The 21,830-nt window shown below is 68.0% G+C and carries 9 protein-coding genes and 3 rRNA genes; 3 read left to right on the plus strand and 9 right to left on the minus strand.

Features of this window, described 5'->3' with window-relative positions; genetic code table 11:
• Positions 1–29: 29 nt before the first annotated feature.
• The 3 genes from KYT88_RS13175 to KYT88_RS13185 all read right to left on the minus strand — a co-directional run bounded on the left by KYT88_RS13175 (position 30) and on the right by KYT88_RS13185 (position 9,018).
• Entirely contained in the window at positions 30–3,647 is a 3,618-nt protein-coding gene (locus KYT88_RS13175; RefSeq protein ID WP_043586141.1) for a S8 family serine peptidase, read from the minus strand.
• A 309-nt stretch (positions 3,648–3,956) separates the two neighbouring features.
• Positions 3,957–7,556, minus strand: coding sequence for a S8 family serine peptidase (locus tag KYT88_RS13180; protein ID WP_043586143.1), 3,600 nt, complete (start codon positions 7,554–7,556; stop codon positions 3,957–3,959).
• Positions 7,557–7,803: 247 nt separating this feature from the next.
• Positions 7,804–9,018 (minus strand): NADP-dependent isocitrate dehydrogenase, encoded by a 1,215-nt coding sequence (locus KYT88_RS13185; protein WP_043586145.1) that lies wholly within the window; start codon positions 9,016–9,018, stop codon positions 7,804–7,806.
• A 258-nt stretch (positions 9,019–9,276) separates the two neighbouring features.
• On the opposite strand from KYT88_RS13185, the gene KYT88_RS13190 reads away from it, so the two are divergent.
• The 3 genes from KYT88_RS13190 (at position 9,277) to KYT88_RS13200 (ending at position 10,635) form a co-directional block, all read left to right on the plus strand.
• Positions 9,277–9,729 (plus strand): GNAT family N-acetyltransferase, encoded by a 453-nt coding sequence (locus KYT88_RS13190; RefSeq protein WP_043586146.1) that lies wholly within the window; start codon positions 9,277–9,279, stop codon positions 9,727–9,729.
• A gap of 3 nt (positions 9,730–9,732) precedes the next feature.
• A complete protein-coding gene (locus KYT88_RS13195) occupies positions 9,733–10,053 on the plus strand; it encodes an MGMT family protein (RefSeq protein ID WP_012039228.1) in 321 nt (106 codons plus the stop codon).
• A 144-nt stretch (positions 10,054–10,197) separates the two neighbouring features.
• Positions 10,198–10,635 carry a hypothetical protein gene (locus KYT88_RS13200; protein ID WP_237583679.1) on the plus strand — a complete coding sequence of 146 codons (438 nt, stop codon included), beginning with the start codon at positions 10,198–10,200 and terminating at the stop codon, positions 10,633–10,635.
• A 76-nt stretch (positions 10,636–10,711) separates the two neighbouring features.
• Here KYT88_RS13200 and KYT88_RS13205 read toward each other — a convergent pair whose 3' ends face one another.
• From KYT88_RS13205 to KYT88_RS13230, 6 genes are all read right to left on the minus strand, one after another.
• Positions 10,712–12,520, minus strand: a complete 1,809-nt coding sequence (locus tag KYT88_RS13205; protein ID WP_043586150.1) for an ABC transporter ATP-binding protein — start codon at positions 12,518–12,520, stop codon at positions 10,712–10,714.
• Positions 12,517–14,283, minus strand: coding sequence for an ABC transporter ATP-binding protein (locus KYT88_RS13210; protein WP_237583842.1), 1,767 nt, complete (start codon positions 14,281–14,283; stop codon positions 12,517–12,519). Before KYT88_RS13210 ends, KYT88_RS13205 begins: the two co-directional genes overlap by 4 nt.
• A gap of 679 nt (positions 14,284–14,962) precedes the next feature.
• On the minus strand, positions 14,963–16,174 hold the full coding sequence (ddaH, locus tag KYT88_RS13215) for a dimethylargininase (protein ID WP_043586154.1): 1,212 nt from the start codon (positions 16,172–16,174) through the stop codon (positions 14,963–14,965).
• Between the two features lie 276 nt (positions 16,175–16,450).
• Positions 16,451–16,567, minus strand: a 5S ribosomal RNA gene (rrf, locus tag KYT88_RS13220).
• A gap of 117 nt (positions 16,568–16,684) precedes the next feature.
• A 23S ribosomal RNA gene (locus tag KYT88_RS13225) occupies positions 16,685–19,804 on the minus strand.
• 428 nt (positions 19,805–20,232) lie between these two features.
• Positions 20,233–21,753, minus strand: a 16S ribosomal RNA gene (locus KYT88_RS13230).
• Together the 16S, 23S and 5S rRNA genes form the textbook arrangement of a ribosomal RNA operon.
• Between the last annotated feature and the right edge of the window lie 77 nt (positions 21,754–21,830).

Consider the following 21,830-nt stretch of genomic DNA (forward strand, 5'->3'; position numbering starts at 1 on the left):
CTCGGCGGTCACTCCGGGTCAGCCGCCGATCAGCGGCTCACGTAGAGGTACTTCGGCGAGCTGGTCTTCGCCGCGTTGGCGGCGTCGCCCGCGTAGGTCGCGGTCACGGTGTACCGGCCCTTCGCGTACGCCGGCAGCTCCACGCGGCCGGTGCCCGCAGCATCCAGCGCGACCTCGAACGAGTCCGAGCCGACCTTCACGGTGACGGTGCCCGTGGGCGCCGCCTTCGCCTGGCTGTCGACCTTGACCGTGACGACGGCCTTCTGCGCGCTCGTCAGCACGGGCGGCTTGACGCTCACCGTCACGGTGCTCGCGAGCTTGATCACGACGGCCTCGCTGGTCGCGGTGCCCGAGGGGCCCGTGGCCGGCTTCGCCGTCACGACGACCGTGATCGACTTGCCCGCGACCGACGGCGAGACCTTGTAGGTCGCGCGCGTCTGGCCGGCGAGGGCCTTCCCGTCCGCGTACCACTGGTAGGAGAACTTGAGGCCCTCCTGGTCCCATGTGCCGGGTGACGCCGTGAGCGTCTGGCCGGCGGTGGGCGTGCCGGTGATCACGGGCGGTGCGGTCGCCGCCGGCGCCGGGATCGCGCCCGACTCGACGCGCACGTACGTCGATGACTCGGTGCCGGAGTAGGCGACCCGACCGAGGTACGCGGTCTCGGGCGCGAGCCCGCTCCACGACGCCGTGTACGTGATCGGCTGGCTCTGCACCGCGTCGAGCGGGTTCGGGGACACCGTGAATGCGCCCTCGTCCGTCGACTCGGAGAGGTCGAACTGCGTGATGGTGAAGTCCTGCGTCGTCGCGCCCGCGGGGATCGAGAAGATCGACACGACCACGACGTAGTCACCGGCCTCCGGGGTCTCGATCGTCACGGACTCGTCGGCGGACTCCGTCGCCGAGTCGAACTGCTCGACCGGCTCCCCGTCCTCGAGGCGGAACACCGAGAGATCGAGGTCGGCCTTGTCGTCGGCCGAGTCGAGGTCGATCCGGGTCGCCAGCTGGCCGGCGGGGACGGTGGTCGCGTACTGCAGCTCCGCCTTGGCCGGCCCCGTGCCCGAGATGGGCGAGGACGCGTCCTTCGGGTTCGCGTAGACGCGGCCGGCGGTCAGGCCCTCCGCGGCGAGCGCGATCGGCCCGGTGGTGCCGGGCGTCACGGTGACGTCGACGGATCCCGTGATCCCCTTGCCCTGCACCTCGTCCGGCGCGGCGATGGAGACCGGGTTCACCGCGATCGGGCTGCGCACCGTGGTGCCGCCGTCCGTCCAGGTGAGGGATCCGGTGGCGTAGGCGTCGATGTCGGCCGTGGTGCGCGTGAACGCGACCTCGTACGACTTCGTCTGCCCCGCCTCGGTGAACTCGAGCGTCTTCGGGGTCACCTCGGCCGTGACGCCCGCGAGGCCCTGCACGCTCGCCGTGTAGGTGCCGGCCCGCGTGGACGTGACCTCGCGCGTCACGGTCTCGGAGCCGGTGAGGGCGCCGATCGCGATGCTCGCCAGGTTGAGCTCCGACGGGTCGACCGGGTCGATGCCCGACGCGTAGCCGGTGGCCGCGAGGTACGCGAGCCAGTCGGCGCGGTCGTTGAGGTACAGCAGGCCGGGGTCGAGGTACCGGCGCGCGTCGACGTGGCCGGCGCCCTGCGTGAAGGGATCCGTGACCTTGCCGCCGTCCTCGTCCACCGTGTCGTACGCGGTGGTCATCATCGCCGACTTGATCTCGGCTGGCGTCGCCTTCGGGTGCTCGCCGAGGTACAGCAGCGCGAGGCCGGCCACGTGCGGGGCCGCCATCGAGGTGCCGGAGAGGAGCGCGAAGGTCGGCTCCTCGCCCTCGGCGTTGTTGGTCGCCGCGATGATCGAGACGCCGGGCGCCGTGACGTCGGGCTTCAGGATGTCGCTGCCGTCCGCGAGCACCGGTCCGCGCGAGCTGAAGCCCGCGACCTGGGGCGTCGGGGCGGAGACGCCCGTCGTGTTGTCGGGCACCAGCGTGACGGTCGCGCCGGGCGTCGCCGCGTAGGCGGAGACGGCCGCGTAGACGTCGGCGTCGAGGTGGACGGTCGGCACGGAGTGCGTGTCGGCGTCGACCGAGTTGGGCGTCGGGTTGACCAGCACCATGCCGATGCCGCCCGCGCGCTCGACCTCGGCCGACTTCGCGACCCGGTCGAACGTGCCGCGCTCGCACAGCACGATCTTCCCGGCGGTCTCGGCAGGATCCAGCACGCCGGGCCCGCAGAGGGCCGGCGTGGTGGCGCCGGCCGTCGCGACGGACGCCGCCGTGACGAACGAGCCCGTGACGGGCTCCGTGACCGTGATCGACGAGCCGGCGAAGGCCTTCCCGTCGCCGAGCTGGGCCGTGGCCTCGAAGTTGCCCGCGACCGTGCTCGCGGCGACCGTGGTGATCCACGGCGACGCGTTGTCGAGGGTCGAGGCGTCGGGGCCGGAGTTGCCCGCGGAGGCCGACACGAAGATGCCCGCGCTGGCCGCGCCGAGGAATGCGCTGTCGGTCGCGGAGAACGTGGTGCGCGCGGATCCGCCGCCGATGGAGTAGTTGATGACGTCGACGCCGTCCTTGGTGGCCTGCTCGATGGCGGCGACGAGGTCGGCACCCGCGCAGCCGTCGTCCGTCTGCACGGCCGGGTCGGGGCCGGACCAGCAGACCTTGTAGGCCGCGATCTTGGCGGCGGGCGCGACGCCCGAGATCTCCCCGAGGTCGTTGCCGTCGATGGTGGCCGTCACGCCCGCCTCGCCGGCGGCGGTGGATGCGGTGTGCGAGCCGTGGCCGTCGCCGTCGCGCGGGGAGACGTACTCGCCCGTCGCGGCCGTGCCGATGTTCTCCTGGCCGAAGCCCGTCACGAAGTAGCGCGCGCCCACGATCTTGGTGGAGCAGTCGGCCGCCGTGAACTGCTCGCCGGTCTGGCAGGCGCCCCGGAAGGTGGTGCCGTCTCCCTTGGCGTAGGCGATCGCGGATCCGTCGCGGTACGGCTCGGCGCCCGCCGTCGTGCCGAGCGGCTCGCCCGCGAACGCGGGGTTCTCGGGAGCGATGCCTGTGTCGATCACGCCGATGACGGCGCCCTCGCCCGCCTTCTCCTGGCCGCCCGTCTTCGCCCAGACGCCGTCGGCGCCCGTGAGCCCGAGGAAGTCGGCCGCCGGGGTGGACGTGGGGTGGTAGATCCGGTCGGGCTCGACGGAGGCGACCTCCCGGTCGCCGGAGAGCTTCGACGCCTGCTCGGCCGTGAGGTCGGCGGAGAAGCCGTTGACCGTCAGGGAGTAGGAGTACTCGATGTCGGCGCCGACGCTGGCGGCCACATCCTCCTGCTGGTCCTCGAGGTAGTCGGTGTACGCGACGACCGGGCCGGCCTTCGCGTCGAGCTGCGCGCCCGACCGGGCCTGGGTCGCGGGGAGCCCGTCGACACCGCCCCGGTAGGTCGCGGCGGCGTCGTCCGCGAGGGTGACGATGTAGCGGCCGTCCTCGAGCGCCGATGCCGGCGTCGCCGCGGTCGGTGCCGGGGCCGCCATGGCCCCCGCTGCTCCGAACGTGACGAGGCCTGCGGCGACGAGGGCGGTGGCGGCGACGGAGGCCGTCGCCCTGCGCAGGGATGATGCGCGGTCGGACTCCGAGCGGAGCCGGGGGGAGCGTGGGATCACGAACACGTCCTTCGAGTGGGGATGAGTGGCCCGCGCGCACCCCTTGCGACACGCGCGAATCCTCAACATACCCCGGGTATTCGCCCTGAGAGCGGCCGGTTGTTACCGCCGTGTAACAGTTGCCGGCCGGCACCCGAATCCCGTCATGACTGCCATCCGCTCCCGATCGCGCACCGTCCACCCCGCGGCGCCATCGCCTGCCGCAAGGCAGCCTTTCAGGCTTCGTCGTCCCTCCCCGTGTAGTGGCCGGGTGCGCACGCACGACGGAGGGCGGGTGCCGTCCGGCACCCGCCCTCCGCTCGCCTCACGCGACGATCAGCGCACGAGGATCCTCTGCGCGCGGCTCGTGCCCCCGCCGACGAGGTTGTCGCCCGCGTAGGAGGCCTGCACCGTGCGGGTCCCCGGCGCGATGCCCGCGATGTCGGCGCAGCCGGAGCCGGAGCCGTCGAGGGGCACGTCGTGCTCCGCGCCGTCCACGGTCACCCGCACGACCCCGGTGGCCGCCTGCTTCCCGGCCGACGTGACCGACACCTGCACGTGCACGGTGCCGCTCGCCGCGCCCCGCGGTTGCGTCGCCTGCATGTGCACCGTCGCCGCGTCGCGTGCCGTGACGGTCGGGCTCGTGGCGACGCCCGTCTGCCCGTCGGATGCGGTGGCCGTCACCCGGACGGCGAGCGCCGTGCCCGCGACCGCGGAGGTCACGCGGAACGTGGATCCCGTGGCCCCGGCGATCGGCGTGCCGTTCGACAGCCACTGCGTGGCGAGCGTCACGCCCTGCGGCGTCCACGCGCCCGTCGACGCCGTGAGCGTCTGCCCGACGTCCGGCGTGCCCGTGATGGCGGGAGCCGTGGTCACCGTGGGAGCCGCGGAGGCCGCGGGCGTGGTGACGCCCACGATCGTGGTCGCGGTCGAGCCGCCGTAGCTCACGAGCCCGACGTACGACTTCCCGGCCGCGAGACCCGACCACGAGGCCGTGTACGTGGCCTTCTTCCCCGCGGTGACGGGGAGCTGGGCCGGCGAGACCGCGAAGGACCCCTCCCCGCCCGTGCCCTGCACGTCGTACCGCGTGAGGTCGAAGTCGACGCTCGTCGCCGAACCCGCGAGCTTCGAGGCCTGCACGCCGACGATGTAGTCGCCCGCCTCCGGCGCCGGCACGACGATGCGCTCCGACAGCGAGGACGTCTGCTGCAGGCTGATGAGCTTCCGGTCGTCGTCGGTCTTGCCCACCTTCTGGAGGTACAGCACGAGGTCGGATGCCCCGTCGACCGGCGCCGCGTCGAGGACCAGCGCCTTCTCGCCCGCCTTCACCGTGATCTCGGCCCCGTCGGCGTCGGTGGCGGTGACGCTGCCGGAGTGTCCGGCGTGGCCGGTGTCGCCGTCGCTCAGCAGCTCCCCGGGCGCGAGCCCGGCGGCCGTGAGCGGGATCCGGCCGGTGATGCCCGCGTCGACCGACACGTCGGCCTTCCCGCTCGTGCCGGTGCCGTCGACCGACGCCGGGGCGATGACCGCGGTCGGCCGCACCGCGATGGGGCTGCGGACGGTGCCGGCCGATCCGGTCCAGGTGAGCGAACCGGTCGACCACGCGTCGGACGGAGCCCCGCGCTTCGGGGTGATGCGCACCTGGAAGGACTTCGTCTGGCCCGGGGCCGTGAACGACAGCCGCGCGGGCGTGACCTTCACGTCGGCCTGCGATACGCCCTGCACGGAGGCCGTCCAGGTGCCCGCCGTCAGCGACGTCACGGTGCGCGTGACGGTGGTGGATCCCATGAGCTTCCCGACGCCGATGCTCGGCAGGTTCAGCTGCGACGGGGCCACCGGCGCCACCGGGTGCGGCAGCTCCAGGCCCGTGGCCGCGGCGTAGCCGGCCCAGTCCTTCGCGCCGCTCGGGTAGTAGAGGCCCGGGTTCAGGAACCGGTCGGGCGCGATCTGCCCCGCCCCCTGGGCGAACGGATCCGTGGCGGGCTTGCCGTCCGCGTCGAGCGTGTCGGTCGCGGTCGTCATGAGCGCCGACTTGACCTCGGCCGGCGACGCCTTCGGGTGGACGCCGAGGTAGACGAGCCCGAATCCGGCGATGTGCGGCGAGGACATGGACGTGCCCGAGTACGGGGCGAAGGCGGGCTTGCCGCCGTCGTCGCTGACCGCGGCCAGGATCCCCACGCCCGGAGCGGTGATGTCGGGCTTGATGGTGTCACCGCCGTCGACGTCCTCGGAGGCGCCGCGCGAGCTGAATCCCGCGACCTGCGGCGCGGGGCGCTCGACGCCCGTCGTGTTCCCGTTCGTCAGGGTCACCGTGGCGCCCGCCTTCGCCGCGTAGTCGACGATCGCCTGCCGGGCGTCGGCGTCGAGGTGCACCGTGGGGACGGCGTGGAGGTCGTCGTCCTGGGAGTCGGGCTCGACGTTGGTGAGCACCATGCCGATGCCGCCCGCGCGCTTGACCTCGGTGCTCTTGTCCATGCGGGTGACGGTGCCGCGGTCGCACTGCACGATGCGGCCGCGCACCTTGGCGGGATCCAGCGTCCCCTTGCCGCACAGCTCAGGCGACGTGGCGCCCTTCACCCCGGAGTCCGCCGCGCGCACGAGGGGGCCCGAGACGGGCGATCCCACGGTCGCGGAGGCGCCGGCGAACTTCGCTCCGCTGCCGAGGGTCACCGTGCCGGAGTAGTTGCGCGGCACGCTGCTGGCCGCGACGGTGGTGACCCACGGCTCGGTGTTCGCGACCGTGTCGGCGTCGGGGCCGCTGTTGCCCGCCGACGCCGCGACGAAGATGCCGGCGTCCGCCGCACCGAGGAGGGCGCGCTGGAACGCGTCCTCGGTCTTGCCGGGGCCGCCGAGCGACATGTTGAGCACGTCGACGCCGTCGGCCGTGGCCGCCTCGATCCCGGCGACGATGTCCGACAGCTCGCAGGCGTCGTCCGTCTCCTTCGTCAGGTCGGGTCCGCTCCAGCACACCTTGTAGGCCGCGATCTTCGCGGCGGGGGCGATGCCGGCGATGGTCTCCTGGATGGTGCCCGCGGTCGCCGCCACGCCCGCGTCGCCCGCGGCCGTGCTCGCGGTGTGGCTCCCGTGGCCCGCGGTGTCGAGGGGGGACAGCTTCTCCTGCGGCCCGTTGGGATCGCCCGAGGCGGCTCGGCCGGCCTCGAACGAGCGCGCGCCCACGATCTTGGTGGAGCAGTCGTCGGCGGTGAACCCGTCGCCGGTCTGGCACGTGCCGTGGAAGACGGTGCCGTCGCCCTTCCGGAAGTCGATGCGGGAGCCGTCGAGGTACGGATCCTCCCCGGGCGTGGTCCCGAGGGGCTTGCCCGCGAAGGAGGGGTTGTCCGCGGCGATGCCGGTGTCGAGGACGCCGATCACCGTGCCCTTGCCCGCCTTGTCGGAGCCGCCCACCTTCGCATAGAGGCCGTTGGCGTCCTCGAGGCCGAGGAAGCGGCTGTCCGGCGTGGACGTGGTGTGCAGGGTCTGGTCGGGCTCCACGCTCAGCACGTCGCGATCGTGGCCGAGCGCCTGGACCTGCGCCGCCGTCAGCTCGGCCGAGAAGCCGTTCACCGTGAGGGAGTACCGGTTGGTCGGGGTGACCCCCGCCGCGCTCGCGGCCGAGTCCTGGAGCTGCGTGAGGTGGTCGGAGTAGCGCTGCACGGCGTCCGACTGCGCGTCGAGGCGGGCGCCGGACTCGACCCGCGTGGGCGCGAGCCCGTCGAGGGTGCCGTCGTAGGACGCGGCGGGCTGATCGCGCAGGGTCACGAGGTAGCTGCCGTCCCCCGCGCCGACGGGGACGGTCGCGGTCGGAGCGTCGTCCGCGCTGGCCGTCGTGGTGCCGGCCGCGACGAGCGCGAACGCGAGGGCGCAGGCCGCGAGCGGACGTCCCGCACGCAGGCGGCGCCTCCGGTCCGGCAGGAGCGGGTCTCGATGGATGGGCATGGCTGTTCCCCCCTGTCGCCGGCATCGGCCGGCTCGTGGATCCGCGGAGCTCGGGACGCGCAGCACGCGCGAGCCCCCGTCGCGGAGTCGCGTCGTCGACGCGATGGGGAGAACCGTAGGGAGGAATCCACGGCCCCCGTCGACCCTCTGCACACGTGAGGGTCACGCGAGCATGCGAGAGGCCCCGCCCCCGGTTCGGGGGCGGGGCCTCTCGGCGTGCGGCGGCGTCGCGAGGACGCCCGCGGGATCAGGCCAGGCGCGTCTGCAGGTTGTCCGCGAGCGACGCGAGGAACTCCTCGGTCGTCTGGTACGGCTGGTCCGGTCCGACGAGGAGCGCGAGGTCCTTCGTCATCTTGCCGCTCTCGACCGTCGTGATGACGACGTCCTCGAGGGTGTCCGCGAAGGTCTTCAGCGCGTCGTTGCCGTCGAGCTTGGCGCGGTGCGCGAGGCCCCGGGTCCAGGCGTAGATCGACGCGATGGGGTTCGTCGACGTGGGCTTGCCCTGCTGGTGCTGGCGGTAGTGGCGCGTGACGGTGCCGTGCGCGGCCTCCGCCTCGACGACCTTGCCGTCGGGCGTGGTGAGCACGCTGGTCATGAGGCCGAGCGAGCCGAAGCCCTGCGCGACGGTGTCGGACTGCACGTCGCCGTCGTAGTTCTTGCAGGCCCAGACGTAGCCGCCCTCCCACTTGAGCGACGCGGCGACCATGTCGTCGATGAGGCGGTGCTCGTACGTGAGGCCCGCGGCGGCGAACTGCTCCTCGTACTCGGCCTCGAAGACCTCCTGGAACAGGTCCTTGAAGCGGCCGTCGTAGGCCTTCAGGATCGTGTTCTTCGTGGAGAGGTACACGGGGTAGTTCCGGGCGAGGCCGTAGGAGAGCGACGCGCGCGCGAAGTCGCGGATCGAGTCGTCGAGGTTGTACATGCCCATCGCGACGCCGGATCCGGGGCTCTGGAACACCTCGAACTGCTGCGGCTCGGAGCCGTCCTTGGGGGTGAAGGTCATCGTGAGCGTGCCCTCGCCCTCGAAGCGGAAGTCGGTGGCGCGGTACTGGTCGCCGAACGCGTGGCGGCCGACGATGATCGGCTTGTTCCAGCCGGGCACGAGGCGCGGGATGTTGCTGATGATGATGGGCTCGCGGAAGATCGTGCCGCCCAGGATGTTGCGGATGGTGCCGTTCGGCGAGCGCCACATCTTCTTCAGGCCGAACTCCTCGACGCGCGCCTCGTCGGGCGTGATCGTCGCGCACTTCACGCCGACGCCGTGCTTCTTGATGGCGTTCGCCGCGTCGATCGTGATCTGGTCGTCGGTCTCGTCGCGCTTCTCGATGCCCAGGTCGTAGTACTCGAGGTCGATGTCGAGGTACGGGTGGATGAGCGTGTCCTTGATGGACTGCCAGATGATGCGCGTCATCTCGTCGCCGTCGAGCTCGACGACGGTCCCCTCTACCTTGATCTTCTCCACGAAGTCCTCCTCATGCTCGTCGGTCGCCTCCGTGCGCGTCTCCGTCGGCGCGCGCCGGGTCCGGCTCGTCGCCGGTGGATCCGTGGGCCAGCCTACCCGGCGGGCCCTGTCTCTCGACATCGAGACATCGGCGGGTCCGGGTCGCATCCGCGTCCCGGCGCCGCCTCGCGCCCCGGCCCGCGACACCGCCCGCGGCACCGCCCGGCGCACCGCTCGGCGCACCTGGCCCGACGGAGGCCCGCCCGATACCCTGTGCCCATGAGCGACATGACACTCGAAGAGCTGAGCGCCCGCACGATCGTGGCGGCCAACACGCTGACGCTCAAGCCGGGGCAGGAGAACTACGTCGCCCCCGTGTCGCACTCCATCGCGGAGGCCTACGTCAACCCCACCACCGCCTGGCCGCGCGTGGTCATGGAGGACGACGAGGTCGTCGGCTTCATCATGGGCAACTTCGACCCCGAGGCCAGCGAGGAGATCTTCCGCAGCTGCATCTGGCGCATCAACGTCGACGCCGACGCGCAGGGCCACGGCGTGGGCCGGTTCGCGGTGCTCGCGCTCGCCGACGAGGCGCGCTCGCGCGGCTTCGACCGCCTCACCGTCGTGTGGGAGCCGGGCGAGGACGGGCCCGAGGAGTTCTTCACGCACGTGGGCTTCGAGGTCATCGGCGAGACCCAGTACGGCGAGGCCATCGGCGCGCTGGCGCTCTAGCGCGTGGCCGTCTTCGCCACCCCGGGCGAGTTCACCGACCGCGTGCTCGAGGTCGTCGCCGAGATCCCGTCGGGCCGCGTCATGACGTACGGCGACGTCGCCGCCGTCTTCGGCCGCCGAGGCGCCCGGGCGGTGGGCATGGTGCTGCGCTACCACGGCGCCGGGCTGCCCTGGTGGCGCGTGCTCCGGGCCGGCGGGCACCCGCCGACCGGGCTCGCCGACGAGGCCCGTCCCCGCTACGAGGCCGAGGGCACGCCGCTGGTCGACGCCCCGACCGACGCGGGCTACCGCGTCGACCTCGAGGCGGCCCGCTGGTTCCCGTGATCCGCTGACCGCGGTCCGCTCGTCGCGCGCCGCTCGCGGCATGGCGCCCGTCCGCCTGACGGCCGAGCGCAGGTCATGCTGCGGGACCAGGGTCGGGGCCTCCCGGCCGATGCGGGGCGGGCGCGGCTCCGCTGGACTGGGAGCATGCCCCGTCGCCCGTCCGCACGCTCCCTCGCCGCCGCCCCGCTCACGATCCTCGTCGTGCTGACCCTCACGGGCTGCGGCGCCGCGAGCGCCGTCGGCGGGATGACGACCCCCGCGGATGCGCGCGTCTACGCCACGGCGGCGGACGCCGACGGACGCATCCCGACGTGGATCCCCGCGGACGCGACCGACATCCGCATCAAGACCTCGCTGCGGGGCGAGGGTGCGATCCTCGCCTTCCGCTCCGCGACGCCGGCCGACCGCCTGGGCTGCGACGCCGCGCCCGCCGACTCCGCCGCGCCGACGGTGCAGGACACCTGGTGGCCGGATCCGTCCCCCGCCGCGGCCATGGCGTGCGGCGACGGCTGGCTGGCCGCCGCGGACGGCGACGCCGTGCACGCATGGCTGCCGAAGGGCTCCCCCGCGCTCGACCTCTGATCGCGCGGGGCCCGGACGCGACGCGGCCCGGGCGCCTCCTGCAGGGAGGCACCCGGGCCGAGATCGTGCGACCGCGCTAGACCAGCGACTCCCGCCAGGCCGCGTGCAGCTGCGAGAACCGGCCGGTGCCCTGGATGAGCGACTCCGGCGTCCCGTCCTCGACGATGCGCCCCTGCTCCATCACGAGCACGCGGTCCGCGATCGCGACGGTCGAGAGCCGGTGCGCGATGATGATCGCCGTCCGGTCCGCGAGCAGCGTCGTGAGGCCCTGCTGCACGAGCCGCTCGCTCGGGATGTCGAGCGAGCTCGTCGCCTCGTCGAGGATCAGCACCGCCGGGTCCGCGAGGAACGCGCGCGCGAACGAGATCAGCTGCCGCTGCCCCGCCGACACCCGGCCCCCGCGCTTGTTCACGTCCGTGTCGTAGCCGTCGGGCAGCGACTCGATGAACGTGTGCGCCCCCACGGCCTCCGCGGCCGCCTGGATCTCGCCCCGGGTCGCGTCGGGCTTGCCGATCGCGATGTTGTCGGCGACGGATCCGGAGAAGAGGTACGCCTCCTGCGTCACCATCACGATGGCGCGGCGGAGGTCCTTCGGGTGCAGGTCGCGGAGGTCGATGCCGTCGAGCGCCACGCGGCCGCCGGACGGGTCGTAGAACCGGGAGATGAGCTTCGCGAGCGTCGTCTTGCCCGCGCCGGTGGATCCGACGAGCGCGATGGTCTGCCCGGCCGGCATGTCGAGGTCGAACCTCGGGAGGATCGTCTTGCCCTTCCCGTAGCCGAACTCGACGCCTTCGAAGGAGACGTGGCCGGTGGACTCCCACAGGTCGACCGGTGTCACGGGATCCGGCACGCTCGGCTCCTCCTCGAGCACGCCCGAGATCTTCTCGAGCGCGGCCGACGCCGACTGGTAGCTGTTGTAGAACATCGCCATGTCCTGCGCAGGCCCGAAGAACTGCCGCGTGTAGAGCACGACCGCGAGCAGCGCGCCGATGCCGAGCTGCCCGTCCGCGACCCGGAGGCCGCCCACGAGCAGCACCACGGCGACCGTGACGTTGCCGATGAGGATCAGGCCCGGGTCGAAGATGCCGAACACCTGGATCACGCGCATGTTGGTGTCGCGGTACCCCTCGACGTGCTCGGAGAACTCCTCCGCGTTGCGCTTCTCCTTGCGGAAGGCCTTCACCGCGCGGATGCCCGTCATGGTCTCGACGAAGTGCACGATCAGTCGCGCGGACTTCACGCGCGTCTGGCGGAACAGCGCCTGCGACTTCACGGCGAACCAGAGGCTCAGGAAGAACAGCGGCACGAGCGCCGCGAGCAGCACGAGGCCCGACACCCAGTCGAACGAGAACAGCGCGATGGCGGTGAACGCCATGTAGAGCGCGCCCTGCACGAGCTGGTTGATGCCGCCGTTCAGCAGCTCCCGGATCGAGTCGAGGTCGCTCGTCTGGCGGGAGATGATCCGACCGGACGTGTACGTCTCGTGGAACTCGAGGCTCAGCTTCTGCGTGTGCAGGAACATGCGCTTGCGGAGGTCGAGCAGGATCTCCTGCGCGATGCGCGCGGACATCACCTGGTACTTCGCCACCAGCACGGCGCCCGTGATCGCGACCAGGACGTACGCCCCGATGACGAGCGCGAGCAGCGTGGGGTCGCCCGTGCCCAGCAGCGACGGCAGCGCGCGGTCGAGGCCCACGCCGATGAGCGCGGGGCCGGCGACGTTCGCGGCGGTGGCCACGAGGATCGTCGCGGCCGTGAGGATCAGCGTCCGCTTGACCGGCTGGATGGTGCTGACGAGCAGCCTGGTCGAGCGACGACGGATCTGCTTGCTCTCCTCGCGGGAGAAGTCGTCCCGCTCCTCGCCGGTGACCCCGGTGACGCTCATGCGCCCACCTCCTCGCGCACGGTGTTCCCTTCCACGTCCAGGCTCGAGATGACGAACCGGTAGTGCTCGCTCGTGGCGAGCAGTTCGGAGTGCCGGCCGACCGCGGTGATGCGGCCGTCCTGCATGAGCGCCACCCGGTCCGCGAGCATCACGGTCGAGGGGCGGTGCGCGACGATCAGCGCGGTGGTGGAGGCGAGCACGCGACGCAGCGCTGCCTCGACGAGCGCCTCCGTGTCGACGTCGAGCGCCGAGAGCGGGTCGTCGAGGACGAGCACGTCCGGCGCCGCCGCGACGGCGCGCGCGAGGGCGAGCCGCTGCCGCTGGCCGCCGGAGAGGCTGAGCCCCTCCTCGCCCACGGTCGTCTCGACGCCGTCGGGCAGGTCGTGCACGAAGCCGGCCTGCGAGATGTCGAGCGCCTCCTGCAGGACCCGTTCCGCCTCGGGCCCGCCGTCGGCGAGGTCGGGGCGGCCGAGCAGCACGTTGTCGCGGACGCTCGAGGAGAACAGCGTCGCGTCCTCGAAGGCCATGGCGATCCGGCTCCGCAGCTCCTCGAGCCCGAGGTCGCGGATGTCGACGCCGTCGAGCTCGATGCTGCCGCCCGTGACGTCGTAGAGCCGGGTCGTGAGCGCCGTGAGCGTGGACTTGCCGCACCCGGTGACCCCGACGAGCGCCATGGTCTCCCCCGGCTGCAGGTCGAGGTCCACCCCGTCGATGAGGTCGGGCTGACCCGCGACGGCGTCCTGGTAGCGGAAGCGCGCGCCGCGGAAGACGAGGTGCCCGCGGGGCTCCTGGATGCGCACGGGGGTCGCGGGATCCGTGATCGCGTCCTCCTCGTCCATCACCTCGAAGTAGCGGTCGATGGCCGTCCGCGCGTCGAAGGTCATCGACAGCAGGAAGCCCACCGACTCGATCGGCCAGCGGAGCACCGCGGCGGTCGCGAAGAACGCCACGAGGTCGCCCACCGAGATCTGCCCGCCGGCCGCCAGCAGCACGCCGCCGAGCAGCGCGAGCGCGAAGGTCAGGTCGGGCACCAGCAGCAGCCACAGCCAGATGCCGGCGATGGCCTTGGCCTTCTTGATCTCCGTGCCGCGCAGCTCCTCCGCCTGCTCGGCGAACGCGTCGTGCATGTGCTTGCCGCGGCCGAAGGCCTTGAGCACGCGGATCCCGTGCACCGACTGCTCGACGCTCGTGGCGAGGTCACCGGACTGGTCCTGGCTCAGTCGCGCGACGGACGAGTACTTCTGCTCGAAGAGGTAGCCGTAGACCCACAGCGGGATGGAGCAGACGAGGAAGCCGAGCCCGAGGCGCCAGTCGATGGAGACCAGGAAGCCGATGCCCACCAGGATCGTGAGGATGTTGACGATGAACAGCACCAGGCCGAAGGCCATCCACCTGCGGATGAGGTTCAGGTCGCTGACCATGCGCGACAGCAGCTGGCCGCTCTGCCACCGGTCGTGGAACGCGACCGGGAGCCGCTGCAGCTTCCGGTAGAAGGAGTTCCGCATGTCGGCCTCCATGAGCGTGCCGGGCTTCAGCACGAACCAGCGGCGGAGCGCGATCATGGCGGCCTCGAGGATGCCGAGGCCGAGGATGAGGAGCACGGCGGGCACCACGGCGGCCGAGTCGCCGTCGCCGAGCGGGCCGTCCACGAGGCCGCGGAGGATCTGCGGGATGACGAGCGACAGCAGCGAGCCGACGAGCGCGACCACCATGCCCGCGATGATGCTGGGCATGGCAGGCCGGGCGAACGGCAGCAGCCGCATGAGCACGGCGATGGTGCCGGGCCGGGGGCCGTGCCGCTCGGACGGCGCCTGGTCGGACGATGCGGGCGGTGAGGTGGACACGTGGCATTCCTTCTGTGATCGGCCGATGCGCGGCCGGGCGTGCGGGGCGACCGCGCGCGTGAGCACGCGCGCGGTGGAGGATCGGGGGTGGATGGATCTCGAGGAGGGCCGAGCAGATGCCCGTCGAGGCGGGAGCGGTGGAGCGGGCACGGCATCCGGTCGGGCGCCGGGGGTACGACCGGCGATCCGCACGGAGACGCGGCCGTTCGGGAGGATGGCCAGCGCTTGCGGGCGGACCGCCCCGCTCGCCCGCGGCGGCCGGCGCAGGGGGCCGCGCGGGGGACGTCAGCTGGCGGAGCGGGAGGACGCGGTCGCGGCCGCCTCGTCGATCCGGTGCGAGGTGGTGCGTGCGTGTGTCGTCGATGTCGTGGTCATGACACCCTCCCTGGCTGCGTATGCGATTCACGTGTGGGCCGCACCGGACGACCACGCGAATGGCAGCCCCAGGCAGCCTTCCAGGATATGGACCAGCAGCCGGACGCACAAGAGCCCGGCCCGCATCCGAGGATGCGGGCCGGGCTCTTGTGGTGGGGTCCTGACACGTGCGGCCATGCCGCAGATGCCGCGGATGCCGCTGATGCCGCGGATGCCGCGGACGTCAGCCGATGCGGACCGACAGGCAGGTGACGCAGCCCTCGAGCTTCTCGAACTCGCTGATGTCGACGGCGACGACATCGTAGCCCAGACCGCGGAGCAGGTCAGCCGTGCGGGGAGCGGCGGACGACAGCAGCAGGGTGTCGTCGTCGAGCGCGACGACGGCCACGCCCTCCGCCTCGGGGACGGGGAGGAACGACGGGAACAGGCGGGGAGCGTCGACCAGCGGCTCGTACCCGATGACGGTGCCGTCCGGCAGCGCCGTGACCTGCGACTTGAGGTGCAGGGTCCGGCTGACGGGGACGCCCACCACGGCGTATCCGAGAGGCCGGGCGATCTCGCGCAGCCGCTGGATCCCCGCCGCGTTGGTCCGGCTGCTCGCACCGACGTAGAGCGTGCGACCGACCTCGAGCACGTCCCCGCCGTCGATGGTCGCGGGCAGGTCGATGGACGTCACAGACAGGTCCATGTCCTCGAGCGCGCGCTCGACGCCGGTCCGCTCGCCACGGCGCGAGTCTGCCCCGGACGTGAGCAGGACGGCTGTGGTCCCGAGGACGAGCACGGCGTCCTCCACGAACACCGAGTCCGGGTGGTCGTCGGCCGGCGGCACCTCGCGGGTCGACCACCCGCGCTCCTCGAGCGCGAGCACGTAGCGCTCCCACTGCTGGTCCGCGAGCTCGGCGTCCACAGGGCGGCGGTCCAGGTGCGTCAGCTCGCCGTCGGCGAGCCGCGAGGACGGGATCCGCACCAGGGCGATGCGCTCACGCTGGACCTCGCCGTCACCCGCGGCGACGAGTCGGATCCAGAGACGACGGCCCAGGAGGACGGACGCCAGCGCGACGCCGAGCACGAACATCAGGTTGAGGCCGAGGAGCGTCTCGAGCAACGGGCCGACGATGTCGCCGCTGACGGTGGCGCCCTGCCCCAGGGCGCCGACGAGGCTCCCGGTGAGCGCGCCGACCACGGCGGCAGCGACGGATCCCACGATGGACCTCCACAGACGCCGGTGCATGCCCATACCCGCCAACGCGGCGAGGAGGACGAAGGCGACGAGCGTGTGCACGGTCCAGTAGTCGAGGAGCGTCACCAGCACGGCAGCGCTCGGCTGGTTGGAGCTGAAGAGCGTCAGCACGCTGAAGAGCAGACCGACGATGGCCGAGACGCCCGCGGACACGAGAGCCGCGGAGAGCGCCCTGGCGAGAGGAGCGTTGGACATCCCGGCGCGTGGGGAAGGCGTCGCCGAAGGGCGGACGTTCGTGGCAGTCGCTGGGGTCGTCGACGGTCGGGCGTCAGCGGGGTCGACGGGCTGGCCGGGTGTGCGGTCGTTCTCGCGGGATTCGGTCACGAACGACGACGATAACGGCACCCCTTATGGCCGGCATGTGAGGCGGCTGACAGGGTCGCGCCTACGACGGCGGGACGCCTAGGGTGTTAACGCAGAAAGGCCCGCCGCACGATGTGCGACGGGCCTCCCCGATCATTCTCAAGTTAAGTCCGGCGGTGTCCTACTCTCCCACAGGGTCCCCCCTGCAGTACCATCGGCGCTGAGAGTCTTAGCTTCCGGGTTCGGAATGTGACCGGGCGTTTCCCTCTCGCTATGGCCGCCGAAACACCTCATACACACCCCGACAGGGCATGAAATCTGTGATGAATCGACCAGTCAAGCTGGTTATTCAATTAGCACCCGACCGTATATCGGGAACCACATAGTGGACGCAAGCAAAGTGTTTTCAAGATATCGGCTTATTAGTACAGGTCAGCTCCACGAGTCTTTAGTCCTCGCTTCCACATCCTGCCTATCAACCCGGTAGTCTAGCCGGGAGCCTTCACCCTGAAAGGGATGGAAATCTCATCTCGAAGCCGGCTTCCCGCTTAGATGCTTTCAGCGGTTATCCGTTCCGAACGTAGCTAATCAGCGGTGCTCCTGGCGGAACAACTGACACACCAGAGGTTCGTCCATCCCGGTCCTCTCGTACTAGGGATAGATCTTCTCAAATTTCCTACGCGCGCAGCGGATAGGGACCGAACTGTCTCACGACGTTCTAAACCCAGCTCGCGTACCGCTTTAATGGGCGAACAGCCCAACCCTTGGGACCTACTCCAGCCCCAGGATGCGACGAGCCGACATCGAGGTGCCAAACCATGCCGTCGATATGGACTCTTGGGCAAGATCAGCCTGTTATCCCCGAGGTACCTTTTATCCGTTGAGCGACAGCGCTTCCACAAGCCACTGCCGGATCACTAGTCCCGACTTTCGTCCCTGCTCGACTTGTCAGTCTCACAGTCAAGCTCCCTTGTGCACTTACACTCGACACCTGATTACCAACCAGGTTGAGGGAACCTTTGGGCGCCTCCGTTACTCTTTAGGAGGCAACCGCCCCAGTTAAACTACCCACCAGGCACTGTCCCTGAACCGGATTACGGTTCGAAGTTAGATATCCAGAGTGACCAGAGTGGTATTTCAACAATGACTCCACCCGAACTAGCGTCCGAGCTTCACAGTCTCCCACCTATCCTACACAAGCCACACCGAACACCAATACCAAGCTGTAGTAAAGGTCACGGGGTCTTTCCGTCCTGCTGCGCGTAACGAGCATCTTTACTCGTAGTGCAATTTCGCCGAGTTCGCGGTTGAGACAGCTGGGAAGTCGTTACGCCATTCGTGCAGGTCGGAACTTACCCGACAAGGAATTTCGCTACCTTAGGATGGTTATAGTTACCACCGCCGTTTACTGGGGCTTAAATTCTCAGCTTCGCACTTGCGTGCTAACCGTTCCTCTTAACCTTCCAGCACCGGGCAGGCGTCAGTCCGTATACATCGTCTTGCGACTTAGCACGGACCTGTGTTTTTAGTAAACAGTCGCTTCCCACTGGTCTCTGCGGCCTTCAAACGCTTCAGGAGTAAATCCCTACACGCCTCAGGCCCCCCTTCTCCCGAAGTTACGGGGGCATTTTGCCGAGTTCCTTAACCACGATTCTCTCGATCTCCTTAGTATTCTCTACCTGACCACCTGAGTCGGTTTGGGGTACGGGCGATTGGAACCTCGCGTCGATGCTTTTCTTGGCAGCATAGGATCACTGATTTCGTCCGTGAGGACTACCCATCGGGTCTCAGGCTTCATAGAAGACGGATTTGCCTATCTTCTGCCCTACATCCTTAGACCGGGACAACCATCGCCCGGCTCAGCTACCTTCCTGCGTCACACCTGTTAATACGCTAAACGCCCCAGCGTAGGGTCGTGTGCTAGGCCAAGACCGTCACCCCGAAGGGATCGAATCAAGGATTCAGACACTTAGCATTACTGGATTGTCTTGGGCGGTTCTTCATCGGTACGGGAATATCAACCCGTTGTCCATCGACTACGCCTGTCGGCCTCGCCTTAGGTCCCGACTTACCCAGGGCGGATTAGCCTGGCCCTGGAACCCTTGGTCTTTCGGAGGACGGGTTTCTCACCCGTCTTTCGCTACTCATGCCTGCATTCTCACTCGTGTGGCCTCCACGGCTGGTTCACACCGCCGCTTCGCTGGCCACACGACGCTCTCCTACCCATCCATACGGCTGGACCACGAAGGCCTGCCTATAATATAAATGCCACAACTTCGGTGGCGTGCTTGAGCCCCGTTACATTGTCGGCGCGGAATCACTTGACCAGTGAGCTATTACGCACTCTTTCAAGGGTGGCTGCTTCTAAGCCAACCTCCTGGTTGTCTATGCAACTCCACATCCTTTCCCACTTAGCACGCGCTTAGGGACCTTAGATGGTGGTCTGGGTTGTTTCCCTCTCGACGATGAAGCTTATCCCCCACCGTCTCACTGCTGCGCTCTCACTTACCGGCATTCGGAGTTTGGCTGAAGTCAGTAACCTTTTGGGGCCCATCGTCCATCCAGTAGCTCTACCTCCGGCAAGAAACACGCAACGCTGCACCTAAATGCATTTCGGAGAGAACCAGCTATCACGAAGTTTGATTGGCCTTTCACCCCTATCCACAGCTCATCCCCTCCATTTTCAACTGAAGTGGGTTCGGTCCTCCACGACGTCTTACCGTCGCTTCAACCTGGCCATGGATAGATCACTTCGCTTCGGGTCTAGAACATGCGACTCATACGCCCTATTAAGACTCGCTTTCGCTACGGCTGCCCCTCACGGGTTAACCTCGCCACATATCACTAACTCGCAGGCTCATTCTTCAAAAGGCACGCTGTCACACCAACAAGGGTGCTCCAACGGTTTGTAAGCAAACGGTTTCAGGTACTATTTCACTCCCCTCCCGGGGTACTTTTCACCTTTCCCTCACGGTACTTGTCCGCTATCGGTCATCTGGGAGTATTTAGGCTTATCAGGTGGTCCTGACAGATTCACACGGGATTTCTCGGGCCCCGTGCTACTTGGGATACTCTCCGGACAGGCGACGACATTTCGACTACGGGGTTCGCACCCTCTATGACTGGCCTTTCAAGACCATTCGTCTATATCGCGCTCATTGCCCTCACAGCTCGGTAGAACTGTACGGAAAGTCCCGCAACCCCGACCATGCAACTCCTACCGGATATCACACATGATTGGTTTGGCCTCTTCCGGTTTCGCTCGCCACTACTAACGGAATCGCTTTTGCTTTCTCTTCCTGTGGGTACTGAGATGTTTCACTTCCCCACGTTCCCTCTACCCGCCCTATATATTCAGGCGGGAGTCACCAGGTCACCCAAAGGGCCTGGCGGGGTTTCCCCATTCGGAGATCCTCGGATCAAAGCTCTATTATCAGCTCCCCGAGGCTTATCGCAGATTTATACGTCCTTCTTCGGCTCCAGATGCCAAGGCATCCACCGTTTGCTCTTAGAATCTTGAAATCACATGAGATTGAATCGTTTCGCCTCCCCTAGAGGAGACAGAATTGACCAATGATCTATAAATAGATCTTTGTGATCCACCGGAAAACCGGTGAATCTAAGATGCTCGCGTCCACTGTGTAGTTCTCAATATACGGGCGGTACCCCACCACCATCCACAACAGGACGACGGAAAGGGTCCGACAAGAAACCAGACACACCCCTAAAGGTGCGGCCCGGTCCCTCAGGACCCAACAGCGTGCAACATGCCCTCGACACACCAGACCACGTTCCCACCCCACAAGGAGGCGTACTAGCAGCCCGACACATCAGCCGGCATCAATGTCAATGTTCCACCCATGAGCGCCACCGCCAGGACATACGCCTGACGCGTGACTTGGCACCTATGATCTCCCTGTATACAGAGGAGAGGTGCACATGCTCCTTAGAAAGGAGGTGATCCAGCCGCACCTTCCGGTACGGCTACCTTGTTACGACTTAGTCCTAATCACCGATCCCACCTTCGACAGCTCCTCCCTTGCGGTTAGGCCACTGGCTTCGGGTGTTACCGACTTTCATGACTTGACGGGCGGTGTGTACAAGGCCCGGGAACGTATTCACCGCAGCGTTGCTGATCTGCGATTACTAGCGACTCCGACTTCATGAGGTCGAGTTGCAGACCTCAATCCGAACTGAGACCGGCTTTTTGGGATTCGCTCCACCTTACGGTATCGCAGCCCTTTGTACCGGCCATTGTAGCATGCGTGAAGCCCAAGACATAAGGGGCATGATGATTTGACGTCATCCCCACCTTCCTCCGAGTTGACCCCGGCAGTCTCCTATGAGTTCCCACCATTACGTGCTGGCAACATAGAACGAGGGTTGCGCTCGTTGCGGGACTTAACCCAACATCTCACGACACGAGCTGACGACAACCATGCACCACCTGTATACCGACCTTGCGGGGCACACATTTCTGCATGTTTCCGGTATATGTCAAGCCTTGGTAAGGTTCTTCGCGTTGCATCGAATTAATCCGCATGCTCCGCCGCTTGTGCGGGCCCCCGTCAATTCCTTTGAGTTTTAGCCTTGCGGCCGTACTCCCCAGGCGGGGAACTTAATGCGTTAGCTGCGACACGGAGACCGTGGAATGGTCCCCACATCTAGTTCCCAACGTTTACGGCATGGACTACCAGGGTATCTAATCCTGTTCGCTCCCCATGCTTTCGCTCCTCAGCGTCAGTTACGGCCCAGAGATCTGCCTTCGCCATCGGTGTTCCTCCTGATATCTGCGCATTCCACCGCTACACCAGGAATTCCAATCTCCCCTACCGCACTCTAGTCTGCCCGTACCCACTGCAGACCCGAGGTTGAGCCTCGGGATTTCACAGCAGACGCGACAAACCGCCTACGAGCTCTTTACGCCCAATAATTCCGGACAACGCTTGCACCCTACGTATTACCGCGGCTGCTGGCACGTAGTTAGCCGGTGCTTTTTCTGCAGGTACCGTCACTTTCGCTTCTTCCCTACTAAAAGAGGTTTACAACCCGAAGGCCGTCATCCCTCACGCGGCGTTGCTGCATCAGGCTTTCGCCCATTGTGCAATATTCCCCACTGCTGCCTCCCGTAGGAGTCTGGGCCGTGTCTCAGTCCCAGTGTGGCCGGTCACCCTCTCAGGCCGGCTACCCGTCGTAGGCTTGGTGAGCCATTACCTCACCAACAACCTGATAGGCCGCGAGTCCATCCCCAACCGAAATTCTTTCCACGACCAGGCCATGCGGCCAATCGTCATATCCGGTATTAGCTACCATTTCTAGCAGTTATCCCAGAGTCGGGGGCAGGTTACTCACGTGTTACTCACCCGTTCGCCACTGATCCGCCAGAGCAAGCTCTGACATCACCGTTCGACTTGCATGTGTTAAGCACGCCGCCAGCGTTCGTCCTGAGCCAGGATCAAACTCTCCATAAATGCTTAAACGCACGACCACCCGAAAGCGATCGGCACATCTAAAGCCAGACGTGAACGGGAATCGAACACGAACCAGC

It is taken from the genome of Clavibacter sp. A6099 (assembly GCF_021919125.1).
Classification (GTDB): domain Bacteria; phylum Actinomycetota; class Actinomycetes; order Actinomycetales; family Microbacteriaceae; genus Clavibacter; species Clavibacter seminis.